The organism is Streptomyces litmocidini (assembly GCF_014649755.1).
In the GTDB taxonomy this organism is placed as follows: domain Bacteria; phylum Actinomycetota; class Actinomycetes; order Streptomycetales; family Streptomycetaceae; genus Streptomyces; species Streptomyces litmocidini.
On sequence record NZ_BMTQ01000016.1, the window covers coordinates 88469 to 103469 of the forward strand.

15 protein-coding genes are annotated in these 15001 nt (G+C 71.3%); 8 read left to right on the forward strand and 7 right to left on the reverse strand.

The features are described 5' to 3' along the window. The first annotated feature begins 15 nt into the window (after positions 1-15). Positions 16-537, forward strand: a complete 522-nt coding sequence (locus IE180_RS28505) for a hypothetical protein (RefSeq protein ID WP_190159830.1) — start codon at positions 16-18, stop codon at positions 535-537. Here the strand turns inward: IE180_RS28505 and IE180_RS28510 are convergent. The 6 genes from IE180_RS28510 to IE180_RS28535 all read right to left on the reverse strand — a co-directional run bounded on the left by IE180_RS28510 (position 519) and on the right by IE180_RS28535 (position 6153). Then, positions 519-1685, reverse strand: a complete 1167-nt coding sequence (locus tag IE180_RS28510; protein WP_190159831.1) for a serine hydrolase domain-containing protein — start codon at positions 1683-1685, stop codon at positions 519-521. The genes IE180_RS28505 and IE180_RS28510 overlap by 19 nt on opposite strands. Before the next feature lie 96 nt (positions 1686-1781). Next, positions 1782-2486, reverse strand: a complete 705-nt coding sequence (locus IE180_RS28515; protein ID WP_190159832.1) for a response regulator — start codon at positions 2484-2486, stop codon at positions 1782-1784. Continuing rightward, positions 2483-3631 carry a sensor histidine kinase gene (locus IE180_RS28520; protein ID WP_190159833.1) on the reverse strand — a complete coding sequence of 383 codons (1149 nt, stop codon included), beginning with the start codon at positions 3629-3631 and terminating at the stop codon, positions 2483-2485. The genes IE180_RS28515 and IE180_RS28520 overlap by 4 nt, the downstream gene beginning before the upstream one ends. Further along, complete coding sequence (locus IE180_RS28525) at positions 3631-4416, reverse strand: SAM-dependent methyltransferase (RefSeq protein ID WP_190159834.1); 786 nt, start codon at positions 4414-4416, stop codon at positions 3631-3633. The genes IE180_RS28520 and IE180_RS28525 overlap by 1 nt, the downstream gene beginning before the upstream one ends. Further along, positions 4413-5102: a glycerophosphodiester phosphodiesterase gene (locus tag IE180_RS28530; protein WP_190159835.1), complete on the reverse strand. Its 690-nt coding sequence runs from the start codon at positions 5100-5102 to the stop codon at positions 4413-4415. Before IE180_RS28530 ends, IE180_RS28525 begins: the two co-directional genes overlap by 4 nt. A gap of 19 nt (positions 5103-5121) precedes the next feature. Beyond that, positions 5122-6153 carry an adenosine deaminase gene (locus IE180_RS28535; RefSeq protein ID WP_190159836.1) on the reverse strand — a complete coding sequence of 344 codons (1032 nt, stop codon included), beginning with the start codon at positions 6151-6153 and terminating at the stop codon, positions 5122-5124. Positions 6154-6228: 75 nt separating this feature from the next. Here IE180_RS28535 and IE180_RS28540 point away from each other — a divergent pair, with 75 nt between their 5' ends. Next, positions 6229-6906 carry a DUF4190 domain-containing protein gene (locus IE180_RS28540; protein ID WP_190159837.1) on the forward strand — a complete coding sequence of 226 codons (678 nt, stop codon included), beginning with the start codon at positions 6229-6231 and terminating at the stop codon, positions 6904-6906. A 63-nt stretch (positions 6907-6969) separates the two neighbouring features. Here IE180_RS28540 and ybiA read toward each other — a convergent pair whose 3' ends face one another. After that, a complete protein-coding gene (ybiA, locus tag IE180_RS28545; RefSeq protein ID WP_190159838.1) occupies positions 6970-7518 on the reverse strand; it encodes a riboflavin biosynthesis intermediates N-glycosidase in 549 nt (182 codons plus the stop codon). 175 nt (positions 7519-7693) lie between these two features. Between ybiA and IE180_RS28550 the strand changes: the two genes are divergently transcribed. The 6 genes from IE180_RS28550 (at position 7694) to IE180_RS28575 (ending at position 14911) form a co-directional block, all read left to right on the forward strand. Then, positions 7694-9208, forward strand: a complete 1515-nt coding sequence (locus IE180_RS28550) for a gamma-aminobutyraldehyde dehydrogenase (protein ID WP_190159839.1) — start codon at positions 7694-7696, stop codon at positions 9206-9208. Positions 9209-9283: 75 nt separating this feature from the next. Next, on the forward strand, positions 9284-10531 hold the full coding sequence (locus IE180_RS28555) for an ABC transporter substrate-binding protein (protein ID WP_190159840.1): 1248 nt from the start codon (positions 9284-9286) through the stop codon (positions 10529-10531). Between the two features lie 43 nt (positions 10532-10574). After that, positions 10575-11723, forward strand: a complete 1149-nt coding sequence (locus IE180_RS28560) for an ABC transporter ATP-binding protein (RefSeq protein WP_190159841.1) — start codon at positions 10575-10577, stop codon at positions 11721-11723. Then, the gene (locus IE180_RS28565) at positions 11720-12649 is read left to right on the forward strand and encodes an ABC transporter permease (protein ID WP_190159842.1); all 930 of its coding nucleotides are present in this window, start codon (positions 11720-11722) and stop codon (positions 12647-12649) included. The genes IE180_RS28560 and IE180_RS28565 overlap by 4 nt, the downstream gene beginning before the upstream one ends. Beyond that, positions 12649-13443, forward strand: a complete 795-nt coding sequence (locus IE180_RS28570; RefSeq protein ID WP_190159843.1) for an ABC transporter permease — start codon at positions 12649-12651, stop codon at positions 13441-13443. The genes IE180_RS28565 and IE180_RS28570 overlap by 1 nt, the downstream gene beginning before the upstream one ends. A gap of 49 nt (positions 13444-13492) precedes the next feature. Then, positions 13493-14911 carry an NAD(P)/FAD-dependent oxidoreductase gene (locus IE180_RS28575; protein WP_190159844.1) on the forward strand — a complete coding sequence of 473 codons (1419 nt, stop codon included), beginning with the start codon at positions 13493-13495 and terminating at the stop codon, positions 14909-14911. Positions 14912-15001 lie beyond the last annotated feature (90 nt).

Here is a 15001-nt window from a genome sequence, read left to right on the forward strand (position 1 = left end):
GTGTACGTTGTTCCCATGAGCGACACGAACGGGCCGAGAGCCCTTCTCGCGCGCATCCGGGCCTGGCTGATCGCCTTCGTCGTCTGTCTGGTCCTGAGCGGGGCCACCGCGTTCCCCCTCGTGACCGAACTCCGGCTCCTCGACTCCGCGTTGACCGGGTGGGCCGCGCCCGTGGCGGACCTCCTCCCCGGGCTCGCCGAATGGATCCACCGGGTACGGGAGGGCGTCGCCACCGCCGACGCGCAGGCCCCCTACCTGCTCTACGGCACCGACTGGCTGGCCTTCGCCCACCTCGTCATCGCGGTCGCCTTCTACGGCCCGTACCGCGACCCGGTCCGCAACATCTGGGTCGTCGAGTTCGGCATGATCGCCTGCGTCGGCATCGTCCCCCTGGCCCTGATCTGCGGACCGATCCGGGACATCCCCTTCTGGTGGTCGGTCATCGACATGTCCTTCGGCGTCATCGGGATCCTGCCGCTGCTCCACGTGCGCAAGCTGATCAAGCGCCTCGAGGCGGCTCACTCCGGCAGGCCGTAGGCCGCCACCATCAGGCGCAGGGCCGTCTTGTTCATGTCCTGGCCCTTGGCGTCGGTGGCGTTGACGCTGTAGACGAGCGTGCGGGAGCCGTCGCGGGTCGAGGCGATGGCCGTGTTGTAGCCCCAGCGGCCGCCGGTCTTGCCCCAGACCTCGCGGCCGCCGAGCTTCTTCATCGACAGGCCGACGGAGAACGCGGCCGGGGCGCCCGACGGGAAGTCGGGGACCTTCGGGAGCGTGAACATCTCCTCCAGGAGCGGACCGCGCACCACACGGCCCTTGAACAGGGCCTTCGTGAAGTTCTCCAGGTCGGCGGTGGTCGAGACGAGGTCCCCGGCGGCCCAGGCCTCCGACGTCCCCCACTCCGAGACGTCCCGCAGGCCCGTCGTGCCGTCGTCGAGCCTCATCGTCTGGTAGCCGTGGTTGTACGGGCCGGTGATCTCGGCCGCCCCGCGCGGGAAGTACGTGTTCCGCAGGCCGAGCGGCCTCAGGATCCGCCGCTCCACCTGGTGCTCGTACGAGTCGCCCGTGACCCGCTCCACGATCAGGCCGGCGATCGTGTAGCCGATGTTCAGGTAGTGCTGCCCCGTGCCCGGCTCGAACTCGCGCGGCTGCGCCGTCGCCGAGCGGACCAGCTCCTCCGGGGTGTGGACGTCGAACCGGTTCGCGTACCACTCCTCGACCGTCCCGCCCGGCATGTCGGCGGCCGGGATGCCGTGGGTGTGGTTCAGGAGCTGCCGCACGGTCACCGTGGCGTACCGGGCGGGGACCAGATCGGGGAGGTACGAGCGGGCCGTCCGGTCCAGGTCGACCCGCCCCTCGGCGGCCAGCTGGAGGACGGTCGCCGCCGTGAACACCTTCGTCACCGAACCGGCCCGGAAGCGGGCGGCCGGGTCCGCGGGGGCGTTCGTCTCCAGGTCGTGGACGCCCGCGCCGCCCTGCCAGGAACCCTCGGTGCCGCCGACCCGGACGAGGGCGGCCGTGGCGTCGGCGCGGGGGAGGCCCGCGACGACCGCCGACAGATCGGCGGGGGCGGCCTGCGCGGCGGACACCACCGGCCGCTCCGCGGCAAAGGCCGGCGTGAGGGCGGGGCCGGCGGCGACGCCCAGGACCAGGGCGGCGGCGAGCAGGGTGCGGGTGGGCTTCCTCATGGTCAACTCCGGTGGTGTGAGCCGTTGTTCTCGATGGCTCCATCCTGCTGACCAGCGGCGATCCGCGGATCGCCCGCACCGGCGGTCTTCGTCGGGTCAGTTCCTCCCCGGCGCGGGGGAGCCGGTGACGCCCGGGCCTCCCCCCGGCGGGGGAGAGCCCGCCGCGACCAGTCCCGTCTCGTACGCGCAGATCACCGCCTGGACGCGGTCCCGCAGCCCCAGCTTGGCCAGCACGTTGCCCACGTGCGTCTTCACCGTGTGGTCGCTGACCACCAGCTCCGCCGCGATCTCCGCGTTCGACAGGCCCCGGGCGAGCAGCAGCAGGGTCTCGCGCTCCCGCCCGGTGAGGACGTCGAGCCGGGGATCGGCTTTGCGCGGCCCGCCCGTCGTGTACTGCTCCACGAGGCGCCGCGCCACGGACGGCGCGAGGAGCGAGTCGCCCGCCGCCACCACCCGTACCGCGTGCACCAGGTCGTCCCGCCGCACGTCCTTGAGGAGGAAACCGCTCGCGCCCGCGTGCAGCGCCTCGTACACGTACGCGTCGGTGTCGAAGGTCGTCAGCATCACCGTCCGGCAGCCGGACTCCGCGCTGATCGCCCGGCAGGCCTCGATGCCGTCCGTCCGGGGCATCCGGATGTCGAGCAGCGCCACGTCCGGCGCGAGCCGCCGCACCGCCTCGACGGCCTCCGCCCCGTCCCCGGCCTCCGCCACCACCTCGATGTCCGGCTGCGCGTCCAGGATCATCGCGAAGCCGCTGCGCACCAGTTCCTGGTCGTCCGCGACCACCACCCGGATCGTCATCCGTTCCCCCCTCCCACGGGCAGCAGGGCCCGCACCTCGAACCCCCGGCCGCCCGGCCCCGGGCCCGCCTCCGCCGTCCCGCCGTGCGCGGCGGCCCGCTCCCGGATGCCCACCAGGCCGTGCCCGCCCAAACCGCCCTGCGGGCCCCGCCCGTCGTCGGTCACCGTGACCCGCAGGACGCCGTCGGCGTGGGCGAGCCGGACGTCGACCGTGCGGGCCCGCGCGTGCTTCACCACGTTCGTCAGCGCCTCCTGCACGATCCGGTAGACGCTCGCCCCGGTCGCGGCGGGCAGCGCCCGCACCCCGCCCTCCGTCGCGTACCCGACGGTCAGACCGCCCGACCGCACCCGCTCCAGGAGGCCGGGGAGGTCCGCCAGGTCCGGCTGGGGTTCCCGTGGAGCGGGCGTCTCGCCGCCCTCGCGCAGCAGTCCCAGCATCTGCCGCAGCTGGACCATCGCCTCCCGGCCCGTCTCCGAGATCGCCTCGAACGCGGCCTCCGCGCGCTCCGGCGCCGCCCGGACCGCGACCGGGCCCGCCTCCGCCTGCACCACCATCAGGCTCACCGCGTGCGACAGGACGTCGTGCATCTCCCGCGCGATCCTGGCCCGTTCCCGTGCCGCCGCCCGCTCGGCCTCCACCCGCTGTGCCCGCTGTCGGGCGTCCGTGAGCCGCCCGAAGACGTAGGCGGCGCCGAACACGAAGAGGGAGAAGGTGAGTTCGCGCGCCGACTGGGTGTTGAGCCACACCGAGGCCGGCACCGCGACCAGCAGGAGCCCCGCCGTCACGAGCCGCTTCCAGGCCGGCGAGAGCGCGGCGATCGTGTAGACGCCGACGAGCCCGGTGTACGGCAGCGGCTGCCCCGGCCCCTCCAGGGCCAGCTTGTACAGCGCGCTCGCCGCCAGGATCGCGAGCAGCACCGCGAGCGGCGCGCGCCGCCGCCAGACCAGCGGCACCACGGTCAGCGTCGTCAGCCCGTACGCCGGCCAGGTCGCCGGTTCGAGCTCGGGCCCGCGCGGCACCACGAACGGCATCGTCATCGCCGCCTGCACGAGCAGCGCGATCCCCGTGTCCACCGCCCAGGGGTTCGCCGCGGCCCAGGTGCGGGCCCGCTCCCACCCGCCGCGCACGTCCCCCCGTACGCCCATTACGGCTTGCGTCCCACCGCGCCGAACTGCGCCACCACGTGCGCCTCGCCGGAGGAGGGACGCCAGCGCGAGCAGGAGACGATGCCCGGCTCCAGGAGGTCGAGGCCGTCGAAGAAGGAGGCGAACTCCTGCCGGGAGCGGGCGGTGATCGGCGGGGTCGCGTTCTCGTTCCAGAAGGCCATCGCGGCCTTGTTGCCCTCGCCGCCGAGCTCAGGCTCCAGCGTCGGATGGGTCATCACCAGATGGCTGCCGGAGGGCACGGCGGCCATCAGCGTCCGCACGATCGACCGGGCCTCGTCGGTGTCCAGGACGAAGTTGAGGATGCCGAGCATCATCACCGCGACCGGACGGGACAGGTCCAGGGTCTCGGCGGCCGCCGCGACGATCCGCTCCGGGTCGTGGGCGTCCGCGTCCACGTACTCGGTGACGCCCTCCGGCGCGCCGGTCAGGAGCGCGCGGGCGTGCGTCAGGACGATCGGGTCGTTGTCGACGTAGACGATCCGGGCGTCGGGGGCGATCCGCTGCGCCACCTCATGGGTGTTGTCCGCGGTCGGCAGGCCCGTACCGATGTCCAGGAACTGGCGGACGCCCGCCTCGGCGGCCAGATGGGTCACCACCCGCCCGAGGAACGCCCGGTCCGCACGGGCGACTTCGCCGATGCTCGGGTAGAAGCCGGTGACGGTGTCGCCGACCGCGCGGTCCACCGGGTAGTTGTCCTTGCCGCCCAGCCAGTAGTTCCACACGCGGGCGTTGTGGGCGATGTCGGTCCTGATCCGGTCGTTCACGCGCGGGCCTTTCGCAACAGGGCGGTGAGGGTGTCGACCCGGTTCGTGGTGATCGCGTCGACCCCGGTCAAGATCAGCTTACGCATGGTGCGCGCGGTGTCCGCCGTCCAGGTCGAGACGAGCAGCCCGTCCCGGTGGATCCGCCCGGTCAGCTCCCGGCTCACCAGGCCGAAACGGTAGTTGAGCCACCGCGGCCGCACGGCGTCGAGCAGCACCGGCCGGGGCGGGGCGAGCGTGGTCCAGGTCAGGGCGATCTCGGCGGCCGGATCGGCGGCCCGCACCTGGAGCATGGCGACGGCGCCCGCGCAGTAGTAGACGCGCTCCCCGGCCCCGCACTCGCGGACCGTGCCGACGATCCGGCGGACCGACTCCTCGTTCCCGCCCGGCAGGTCCAGCATCAGCCGGCGGTCCCCGGCGACGAGCAGCGCGTCGCGGAGGGTCGGCACCTCGCCGCGCGTCAGCTCGCGCAACCGCTCGTGCGTGAGGCCGGCGAGCGGCCGGTCGTGGCCCCACAGACGCTTCAGGGTGTCGTCGTGGAGCAGGACGGGCACCCCGTCCTTCGTCAGCCGGACGTCGACCTCGACGGCGTCCGCCCCCCGCTCGATCGCCGAGGCGATCGAGGGGAGCGTGTTCTCACGGACGCGGTACGGGTCGCCGCGATGGCCTACGACAGTGACGGAACGCATGCCCCCATTCTCGTCGCCGTCAGCGCGCCAGCCAGTCGTCGGTGTACGTGTCGATCTCGGCGGCGATCCGGGCCTTGCCGGCCGCGTCGAGGAACGAGGCCTCCACCGTGTTCTTGGCGAGGGCGGCGACACCGCGTTCGTCGAGGCCGAGGAGACGGGCGGCGACGGCGTACTCGGTGTTGAGGTCCGTGCCGAACATCGGCGGGTCGTCGCTGTTGACCGTGACGAGGACGCCGGCGTCGACCATCTGCCGGATCGGGTGCTCCTCCAGGGTGGGGACGGCCCGGGTCGCGATGTTCGACGTCGGGCAGACCTCCAGGGCGATCCGGTGCTCGGCGAGGTGGGCGAGCAGCCCGGGGTCCCGGACGGAGCTGGTGCCGTGGCCGATGCGCTCGGCGCCCAGCTCGCGGATCGCGTCCCAGACGGTCTCGGGCCCCGTCGTCTCGCCCGCGTGCGGGACGGAGCGCAGGCCGGCCGCGCGGGCCAGGTCGAAGTACGGCTTGAACTGCGGGCGCGGCACACCGATCTCCGGGCCGCCGAGACCGAAGGAGACGAGACCCTCCGGACGCAGCCCGTCGGTGGTGGCGAGCCGTGCGGTCTCCTCGGCGGCGGCGAGGCCGGCCTCGCCGGGGATGTCGAAGCACCAGCGCAGGACCGTGCCGAACTCGGCCTCGGCGGACTTGCGGGCGTCCTCGATCGCCGCCATGAAGGCGCGCTCGTCGATGCCGCGGCGGGTGGAGGAGTACGGGGTGATGGTCAGCTCGGCGTAGCGGATGTTCTGCCGGGCCATGTCACGGGCGATCTCGAAGGTCAGCAGCCGGACGTCCTCGGGCGTGCGGACCAGGTCGACGACCGACAGGTAGACGTCGATGAAGTGCGCGAAGTCCGTGAACGTGAAGTAGTCGGTGAGGGCCTCCGGGTCCGTGGGGACCTTGGAGTCCGGGTGCCGGGCCGCGAGTTCGGCGACGATCCGGGGCGAGGCGGAGCCGACGTGGTGGACGTGCAGCTCGGCCTTGGGGAGGCCCGCGATGAAAGGGTGGAGATCGGTCATCGGATCATCGTAGGCCGGGCGGATCCCTCGCAGGGGTGAGGCCGTAGCATGACGTGACCACGATGGGGGAGGCCCATGTCTGACAACCGAGACCAGTCGCGGGGCGGGTACGACTCGACCGACCCGTGGGCTCCGCCGAACCGCGACGGGGTGGAGCTGAGCAAGCCGGCGACGCCGTCGCCCCCGCCGGTGCACGACCAGCCGACCATGACGTCCTTCCCGGCCGCGCCGGGAGGGCCCGGCACGCCGGGCGGGGACGTCCCGCCGCCTCCGGTCGCCCCCGGCGGCCCGGCGGCCGCGCCCGGGTACGGCTACCCGGCGGCCGCGCCCGGCACGTACGGCTACCCGCCGGCGTCGCCGACGCCTCCGGTCACCTCGGGGTACGGCTACCCCGGGTACCCCGGATACGGCCCGCTCGGCGGGCAGCCGCAGAACAACGGGATGGGCACGGCGTCGATGGTGCTGGGCATCCTCGCCGTCGCGCTCGCCTTCTGTTCGTACGGGGTGCTCGGCCTGATCCTGGGCGGGGTCGCACTCCCCCTCGGGATCGCGGGCCGCAAGCGGTTCCTGCGGGGCGAGGCGTCCAACAAGGGGCAGGCCGTCGCCGGCATCACCCTCGGCTCCGTCGGCATCGCCCTCGGGATCGCGGGCATCGCGCTCATCGTCTTCCTCGCCACGCACGCGGACGAGTGGAGCAGGACGGGCGACGACCCCTGGTCGGGGAGCGACATGTCCCTCAGCGCCCCTCGCTGAGCGCCGCGGGACGTCGAAGGGGCCCCGCACCCCCCGAGGGGGGTGCGGGGCCCCTTGGCGTGCTCACTCCGCCCGCAGCCGCTCCCGCGCCTCCATCAGGGCGAAGCCCAGCAGGTTGAGGCCGCGCCAGCGGGCCGGGTCGTGGGCGCGGGGGTCGTCGGCGGCGAGCCCGATGCCCCAGACGCGGTCCAGCGGGCTGGCCTCCACCAGGACGCGCCCGCCGGTGCCCAGGAGGTACGCGCGCAGCGCCTCGTCCGAGGAGAACTTGTGGACGCTGCCCTCCACGACGATCCCGAAGCGCTCCCGCTCCCAGACGGCCTCGTCGAAACCGCGCACCAGCCGGCCCGCGTTCTTGGCCTCCGCGGGCGTACGGGCGGTCAGCGCGGCCCGCTCGGCGTCCGCGTCCCGGAAGAGCCGGGCCTTGGCGGCCATCATCCAGTGCTCGGCGGTCGCGTAGGCCACGCCGTCGACTTCGAACGGGGACGGCCACCACTGGCTCAGACAGCTCGCCGAGAGCCGTCCGTCGGGGTGCGGACGGTGCCCCCAGAAGTGCAGCCACTTCACCCGGTCACCACGTGTGACCTGCTGTGTCAGCTCTTCGATCTTGCTCATACATGCGAGTCTGGCATCCGCCACGGACACTCCGTACGGAGATTTTCCGGCCCCCTCGACACATGGTCGACCGATTCCGTCGCGTAACCAAAAGGCAACAACGGAATCACTTGTTGGGTGGTCGACCCTCTGCCAGGATCGGCACTCAATTCGAGCTGGGACAACGGAGAGCGTCATGACCAACCGCTTCCAGGTGACGGACCGCTTCGCGGACGGCGCGCAGTACATCGGCGGAAGGCTCCGCACCGGAACCTCGGGTCGGGAACACAGCGTGATCGACCCGGCGACGGGCAAGAGCGTGTACACGTACGCGCTCGCCTCCGCCGCCGACGTGGACGAGGCCGTCGCCGCCGCCAAGGCCGCCTTCCCGGCCTGGGCGGGAGCCACCCCGGGCGAGCGCTCCGACGCGCTGCACCGCCTCGCCGGGGTCCTCGCCGAATGGGCGGAGGACCTCGCCCGGGTCGAGTCCCTCCAGTGCGGCAAGCCGCTCAAGCTCACCACCGAGTTCGACGTGCCGGGCACGATCGACAACGCGGCCTTCTTCGCGGGGGCCGCCCGCCACCTCCAGGGCCAGTCGGCCGCCGAGTACACCGGCGACCACACCTCGTACATCCGGCGCGAGCCGATCGGCGTCGTCGGCTCCATCGCCCCCTGGAACTACCCGCTCCAGATGGCCGCCTGGAAGATCCTCCCGGCGATCGCCGCCGGCAACACGATCGTCCTGAAGCCCGCCGAGATCACCCCGCTGACCTCGCTGATGTTCGCGCAGGCGGCGAAGGAGGCCGGCATCCCCGACGGTGTGATCAACATCGTCAGCGGCTCCGGGCGGGAGGCCGGCGAACACCTCGTCGGCCACCCCGACGTCGTCATGACCTCCTTCACCGGCTCCACCCCCGTCGGCAAGCGGGTCGCCGAGGTCGCCACCGCCACCGTGAAGCGCCTCCACCTCGAACTCGGCGGCAAGGCCCCCTTCCTCGTCTTCGACGACGCCGACCTGGAGGCCGCCGCCCACGGCGCCGTCGCCGCCTCCCTCATCAACAGCGGCCAGGACTGCACCGCCGCCACGCGCGCGTACGTCCAGCGTCCGCTCTTCGACGCCTTCGTCGCCCGGGTCGCCGAGCTCATGGAGACCGTCCGCGTCGGCGACCCCTTCGCACCCGACACCGACCTCGGCCCGCTCGTCAGCCACCGCCACCGCGACGGCGTCGCGGGCTTCGTCGAACGCGCCCGCGGCTACGCCACGATCGTCACCGGCGGCGAAGCCCCTGGTGGAGAGCTGGAGAACGGCGCATACTACCGTCCCACCCTGATCACCGGAGCCGCGCAGGACAGCGAGGTCGTGCAGTCGGAGATCTTCGGTCCGGTCCTGGTGGCCCTGCCCTTCGACGGCGACGACGAGGGCATCCGGCTCGCCAACGACACCCCCTACGGCCTCGCCGCCTCCGCGTGGAGCCGTGACGTCTACCGGGCCAACCGGGCCACGCGGGAGATCGAGGCGGGATGTGTGTGGGTCAACGACCACATCCCGATCATCAGCGAGATGCCCCACGGCGGCACCAAGGCCTCCGGCTACGGAAAGGACATGTCGGCGTACTCCTTCGAGGAGTACACGCAGGTCAAGCACGTGATGTTCGACAACACCGCGGTGGCGGCCAAGGACTGGCACCGCACGATCTTCGGGGACCGATAAGCATCCGATCTGCGGCTACCGCCGCGTGGTCCGCCGCCCGACCAGCGGCACACTCATCCCGAAAGGGCACAGCGCATGGAGCAGTACGAGCCCGACAGCCTGTCCGCCGCGCAGCTGGCGGCGATACGGCGCAGCATGACGAGCGGCCGGGGCGCCCTCAGCCGCCGTTCGATGCTGCGCGCGGGCGGCGTCGGAGCGCTCACGGTCGGCGGCCTCGCCGGCCTGAGCGCCTGTGGCATCCCGCCGGCCAAGCGGGAGGGCGAAGGCCCCGCGTCCATCGACGTGTCGGCCAAGGAGAAGACCGTCGCCTTCTCCAACTGGACCGAGTACATGGACGTCAGCGAGGACGAGAAGTCCCGTCCCACCCTGGAGGCGTTCGCGAAGCGCACCGGGATCAAGGTCAAGTACACCGAGGACATCAACGACAACGTCGAGTTCTTCGGCAAGATCAAACCGCAGCTCGCGGCCGGCCAGGACACCGGCCGCGACCTGATCTGCGTCACCGACTGGCTCGCCGCCCGCATCATCCGGCTCGGCTGGGCACAGAAGCTCGACCCGGCCAACCTGCCCCACGCGTACGCGAACCTCTCCGCCCAGTTCCGCAGCCCCGACTGGGACCCGGGCCGGTCCCACTCGTACCCGTGGACGGGCATCTCGACCGTCATCGCCTACAACTCCAAGGCGACCGGCGGCAAGAAGGTCGACTCGGTCACCCAGCTCCTCGACGACCCCTCCCTCAAGGGCCGGGTCGGCTTCCTCACCGAGATGCGCGACTCCGTCGGCATGACCCTGCTCGACATGGGCAAGGACCCGGGGAACTTCACGGACGCCGACTACGACGCGGCGATCGGGCGCCTCCAGAAGGGCGTCGACAAGAAGCAGATCCGCCGCTTCACCGGCAACGACTACACCTCCGACCTGGACAAGGGCGACATCGCGGCCTGTCTCGCCTGGGCCGGCGACATCATCCAGCTCCAGGCGGACAACCCGGACATCAAGTACTCCGTCCCGTCCGCCGGCTACATCACCTCCAGCGACAACCTGCTCGTCCCCGCGCAGGCCCGGCACAAGACGAACGCCGAGAAGCTCATCGACTACTACTACGAGCTCCCCGTCGCCGCCCGGCTCGCCGCGTACATCAACTACGTCTGCCCCGTCGACGGGGTGAAGGACGAGCTCGCCAAGATCGACCCCGAGATCGCGAACAACACGCTGATCCTCCCGGACAAGGCCATGGCCAAGAAGTCGCACGCCTTCCGCTCGCTCAGCAGCGCGGAGGAGACGGCGTACGAGGAGAAGTTCGCCAAGCTCATCGGCGCCTGAGTCCGGCCTCGTCCACCTCTCTCACCCCCTGGGACAGCAACCCATGACTGACAAGAACACCGGCGGCGACGTCCGTCTCACCGGGATCAGCAAGTCGTACGGCTCGTTCACCGCCGTCCACCCGCTCGACCTCACCGTCCCGCAGGGCTCCTTCTTCGCCCTGCTCGGCGCCTCCGGCTGCGGCAAGACCACCACCCTGCGCATGATCGCCGGCCTGGAGGACCCGACGACGGGCACCGTCTTCCTCGGCGACCAGGACGTCACCGACCTCCCGCCGTACAAGCGGCCGGTCAACACCGTCTTCCAGTCCTACGCGCTCTTCCCGCACATGGACATCTCCGAGAACATCGCCTTCGGCCTGCGCCGCCGCGGCATCAAGTCCGTGAAGAAGCAGGTCGACGAGATGATCGACCTGGTCCAGCTCGGCGAGCACGCCCACAAGAAGCCGCACCAGCTCTCCGGCGGCCAGCAGCAGCGCGTCGCCGTGGCCCGCGCGCTCATCAACCACCCGCAGGTCCTCCTCCTCGACGAGCCGCTCGGCGCGCTCGACCTCAAGCTGCGCCGCCAGATGCAGCTGGAGCTCAAGCGGATACAGACCGAGGTCGGCATCACCTTCGTGCACGTCACCCACGACCAGGAGGAGGCCATGACGATGGCCGACCAGGTCGCGGTGATGAACGGCGGCCGGGTCGAGCAGCTCGGCGCCCCCGCCGACCTGTACGAGAACCCGAGGACCACCTTCGTCGCCAACTTCCTCGGCACCTCGAACCTGATCGAGGCCGAGGTCCTGGAGACCGGCTCCGACGTGCTCGTCACGGCGGGCGGCGGCAAGCTCCGCCTCCCCGGAGACCGCTGTACCTCCGCCGTCCGCCGGGGCGGCAAGGTGCTCGTGGGCGTGCGCCCCGAGAAGATCTCGCTCGCGCACGCCGACGACGCGGGGGAGATCGCCGACGGCCGCAACCGGGTCACCGGCCGGATCGTCGACTCCTCCTTCATCGGCGTCTCCACCCAGTACGTGGTGAACTCGCCGGCGGGCGCGGAGCTCCAGGTCTACGAGCAGAACATCGAGCGCGACGCCCGGCTCGTCCCGGGCGCCCAGGTCGTCCTGCACTGGAACCCGGCCCACACCTTCGGGCTCGACGCGGCGCAGGACATCGACGCGGGCGTGGAGACGGTGGAGGACGCCGCATGACCGCCACCCTCGCGAAGGAGGCCCCGGGACCGGTCGAGGAACCGGTTCTGCGCAAGCCCCCCGCCCGCAAGCGGCTCGTCCCGTACTGGCTGCTGCTGCCCGGCATCGTCTGGCTGCTCGTCTTCTTCGCGCTGCCGATGGTCTACCAGGCCTCGACCTCGGTGCAGACCGGCTCCCTGGAGAAGGGCTTCGAGGTCACCTGGCACTTCCAGACCTACTGGAACGCCTTCCAGGAGTACTGGCCGCAGTTCGTCCGCTCCCTGCTGTACGCCGGGACCGCGACCCTGCTCTGCCTGCTGCTCGGCTACCCGCTCGCGTACCTCATCGCCTTCAAGGCCGGCCGCTGGCGGAACCTGCTCCTCGTCCTCGTCATCGCGCCGTTCTTCACCAGCTTCCTCATCCGCACGCTCGCGTGGAAGACGATCCTGGCCGACGACAGCGTCGTGGTCGACGTGCTCAACGCCCTGCACTTCCTGGACGTGACCGACTGGCTCGGCTGGACCGAGGGCGACCGCGTCCTCGCCACCCCGATGGCGGTGGTCACCGGTCTCACGTACAACTTCCTGCCCTTCATGATCCTGCCCCTCTACACCTCCCTGGAGCGGATCGACGGCCGGCTGCACGAGGCCGCGCAGGACCTGTACGCCTCCCCGGCGACCACCTTCCGCAAGGTGACCTTCCCGCTGTCGATGCCCGGCGTCGTCTCCGGCACCCTGCTCACCTTCATCCCGGCGAGCGGCGACTACGTCAACGCCGAACTGCTCGGCTCGACCGACACCAAGATGGTCGGCAACGTCATCCAGTCGCAGTTCCTGCGGGTGCTCGACTACCCGACGGCAGCCGCGCTCTCCTTCATCCTCATGGCGATCGTGCTCGGCATGGTCACCGTGTACATCCGCCGCGCCGGAACGGAGGACCTGGTCTGATGCGCTGGCTCCGCAAGAACCTCGTCGTCATCGCGGGCCTGCTGACGCTCGCGTACATGATCCTGCCGAACCTCGTCGTGATGGCGTTCTCCTTCAACAGGCCGAAGGGACGCTTCAACTACTCCTGGCAGGAGTTCTCGCTCGACGCCTGGAAGGACCCCTGCGGCGTCGCCGACATGTGCGAGTCGCTGTCGCTCTCGCTCCAGCTCGCCGCCTGGGCGACGCTCGGCGCGGTCCTCCTCGGCACGATGATCGCCTTCGCCCTGGTCCGCTACCGCTTCCGGGCGCGTGGCGCGATCAACTCGCTGATCTTCCTGCCGATGGCGATGCCCGAGGTCGTCATGGCCGCCTCCCTGCTCACGCTCTTCCTCAACATGGGGATCGAGCTGGGCTTCTGGACGGTCCTGATCGCCCACATCATGTTCTGTCTGTCGTTCGTCGTGACGGCGGTCAAGGCCCGCGTCATGTCCATGGACCCGCGCCTGGAGGAGGCCGCACGCGACCTCTACGCGGGACCGGCGCAGACCTTCCTGCGGGTGACCCTGCCGATCGCCGCCCCCGGCATCGCGGCCGGCGCGCTGCTCGCCTTCGCGCTCTCGTTCGACGACTTCATCATCACCAACTTCAACGCGGGCTCCACCGTCACCTTCCCCATGTTCGTCTGGGGCTCGGCACAGCGCGGAACCCCCGTTCAGATCAACGTCATCGGCACCGCGATGTTCGTCCTCGCGGTACTGATGGTCGCGGCCGGGCAGTTCATCACGAACCGGCGCAAGAAAACGGCAACAGCCTGAGCAACCGCCTGAGCGAAGGACGTCTCAGGCACCGAAGGAGTTGGAAACCATGGCCCCAGTCGCCATGCGTCTCGCTGCACAATCTCTCTCCGACGCCCAGCCCGTCCCCTTCTGGCTGGAAGACCCCGGCAAGCCCGGAGCCCTGCCCGCCCTCACCGGCACCGAGAAGTGCGATCTCCTCGTGGTCGGCGGCGGATACAGCGGACTGTGGACCGCGCTCCTCGCCAAGGAGCGCGACCCCTCCCGGGACGTCGTGCTGATCGAGGGCCGCGAGGTGGGCTGGGCCGCCTCGGGCCGCAACGGAGGCTTCTGCGCGGCCTCCCTCACCCACGGCTTCGGCAACGGGCTCGCCCGCTGGCCGGGCGAGCTGCCGAAGCTGGAGCGGCTCGGCGAGCGGAACCTCGACGCCATCGAGGCGACCGTCGCCCGCTACGGGATCGACTGCGAGTTCGAGCGCACCGGCGAGATCGACGTCGCCACCGAGCCGTACCAGGTCGAGGAGCTGGCCGAGGTGTACGCGGAACTCGACCGGCTCGGGCTCGCGGACGGCGTCGAGTTCCTCGACCGGGACGCCGTCCGGGCCGAGGTCGACTCGCCCACCTTCCTCGGCGGCATGTGGGACAAGCGCGGCGTCGCCATGCTCCACCCCGCCAAGCTGGCCTGGGGCCTGAAGCGGGCCTGCCTCGACCTGGGCGTCCGGATCTTCGAGAACACCCCCGGTCTCCAGCTGGTGTCGCTCGGCGCCGGGATGGGCGTCCGCACCCCGTACGGCAAGGTCGTCGCCGGCCGGGTCGCGCTCGGCACCAACGTCTTCCCGTCGCTGGTCAAGCGCGTCCGCGCGTACACGGTCCCGGTCTACGACTACGCCCTGACGACCGAACCGCTCAGCCCCGGGCAGCTCGCCTCGGTCGGCTGGAAGAACCGGCAGGGCCTCGGCGACTCCGCGAACCAGTTCCACTACTTCCGGATCACCGCGGACAACCGCATCCTGTGGGGCGGCTACGACGCGATCTATCCGTTCGGCGGCAAGGTCAGCGCCGAGATGGACCACCGCCCGGAGACGTACCTCAAGCTCGCCGAGCACTTCTTCCGCTGCTTCCCGCAGCTGGAGGGACTCCGCTTCAGCCACGCCTGGGGCGGCGCGATCGACACCTGCTCGCGCTTCTCGGCCTTCTTCGGCACGGCACACCAGGGGAAGGTGGCGTACGCGGCCGGGTTCACCGGCCTCGGCGTCGGAGCCACCCGCTTCGGCGGGGACGTGATGCTCGACCTGCTCGCGGGGGAGCGCACCGAACGCACCGATCTGGAGATGGTCCGCTCCAAGCCGCTGCCGTTCCCGCCGGAGCCGGTCGCCTGGGCCGGCATCGGCATCACCAAGTGGTCGCTCGCCCGCGCCGACGAGAACGGCGGGCGGCGCAACCTGTGGCTGAAGACGATGGACAAGCTGGGCCTCGGCTTCGACAGCTGACCGGCGTGTGACGCAGGTCACCCCCGTTCGGTGCTCGAAGCCGCGTAAGAGAAGCCCCCGTACCCGCTCTCTCCGTCTGGACAAGGCGTC

Coding starts and splice junctions, on each gene's coding strand:
- IE180_RS28555 (WP_190159840.1), top strand. CDS start 9,284: ATGGAGCAGTACGAGCCCGACAGCCTGTCCGCCGCGCAGCTGGCGGCG.
- IE180_RS28505 (WP_190159830.1), top strand. CDS start 16: ATGAGCGACACGAACGGGCCGAGAGCCCTTCTCGCGCGCATCCGGGCC.
- IE180_RS28550 (WP_190159839.1), top strand. CDS start 7,694: ATGACCAACCGCTTCCAGGTGACGGACCGCTTCGCGGACGGCGCGCAG.
- IE180_RS28570 (WP_190159843.1), top strand. CDS start 12,649: ATGCGCTGGCTCCGCAAGAACCTCGTCGTCATCGCGGGCCTGCTGACG.
- IE180_RS28520 (WP_190159833.1), bottom strand. CDS start 3,631: ATGGGCGTACGGGGGGACGTGCGCGGCGGGTGGGAGCGGGCCCGCACC.
- IE180_RS28535 (WP_190159836.1), bottom strand. CDS start 6,153: ATGACCGATCTCCACCCTTTCATCGCGGGCCTCCCCAAGGCCGAGCTG.
- IE180_RS28515 (WP_190159832.1), bottom strand. CDS start 2,486: ATGACGATCCGGGTGGTGGTCGCGGACGACCAGGAACTGGTGCGCAGC.
- ybiA (WP_190159838.1), bottom strand. CDS start 7,518: ATGAGCAAGATCGAAGAGCTGACACAGCAGGTCACACGTGGTGACCGG.
- IE180_RS28510 (WP_190159831.1), bottom strand. CDS start 1,685: ATGAGGAAGCCCACCCGCACCCTGCTCGCCGCCGCCCTGGTCCTGGGC.
- IE180_RS28530 (WP_190159835.1), bottom strand. CDS start 5,102: ATGCGTTCCGTCACTGTCGTAGGCCATCGCGGCGACCCGTACCGCGTC.
- IE180_RS28565 (WP_190159842.1), top strand. CDS start 11,720: ATGACCGCCACCCTCGCGAAGGAGGCCCCGGGACCGGTCGAGGAACCG.
- IE180_RS28575 (WP_190159844.1), top strand. CDS start 13,493: ATGGCCCCAGTCGCCATGCGTCTCGCTGCACAATCTCTCTCCGACGCC.
- IE180_RS28540 (WP_190159837.1), top strand. CDS start 6,229: ATGTCTGACAACCGAGACCAGTCGCGGGGCGGGTACGACTCGACCGAC.
- IE180_RS28560 (WP_190159841.1), top strand. CDS start 10,575: ATGACTGACAAGAACACCGGCGGCGACGTCCGTCTCACCGGGATCAGC.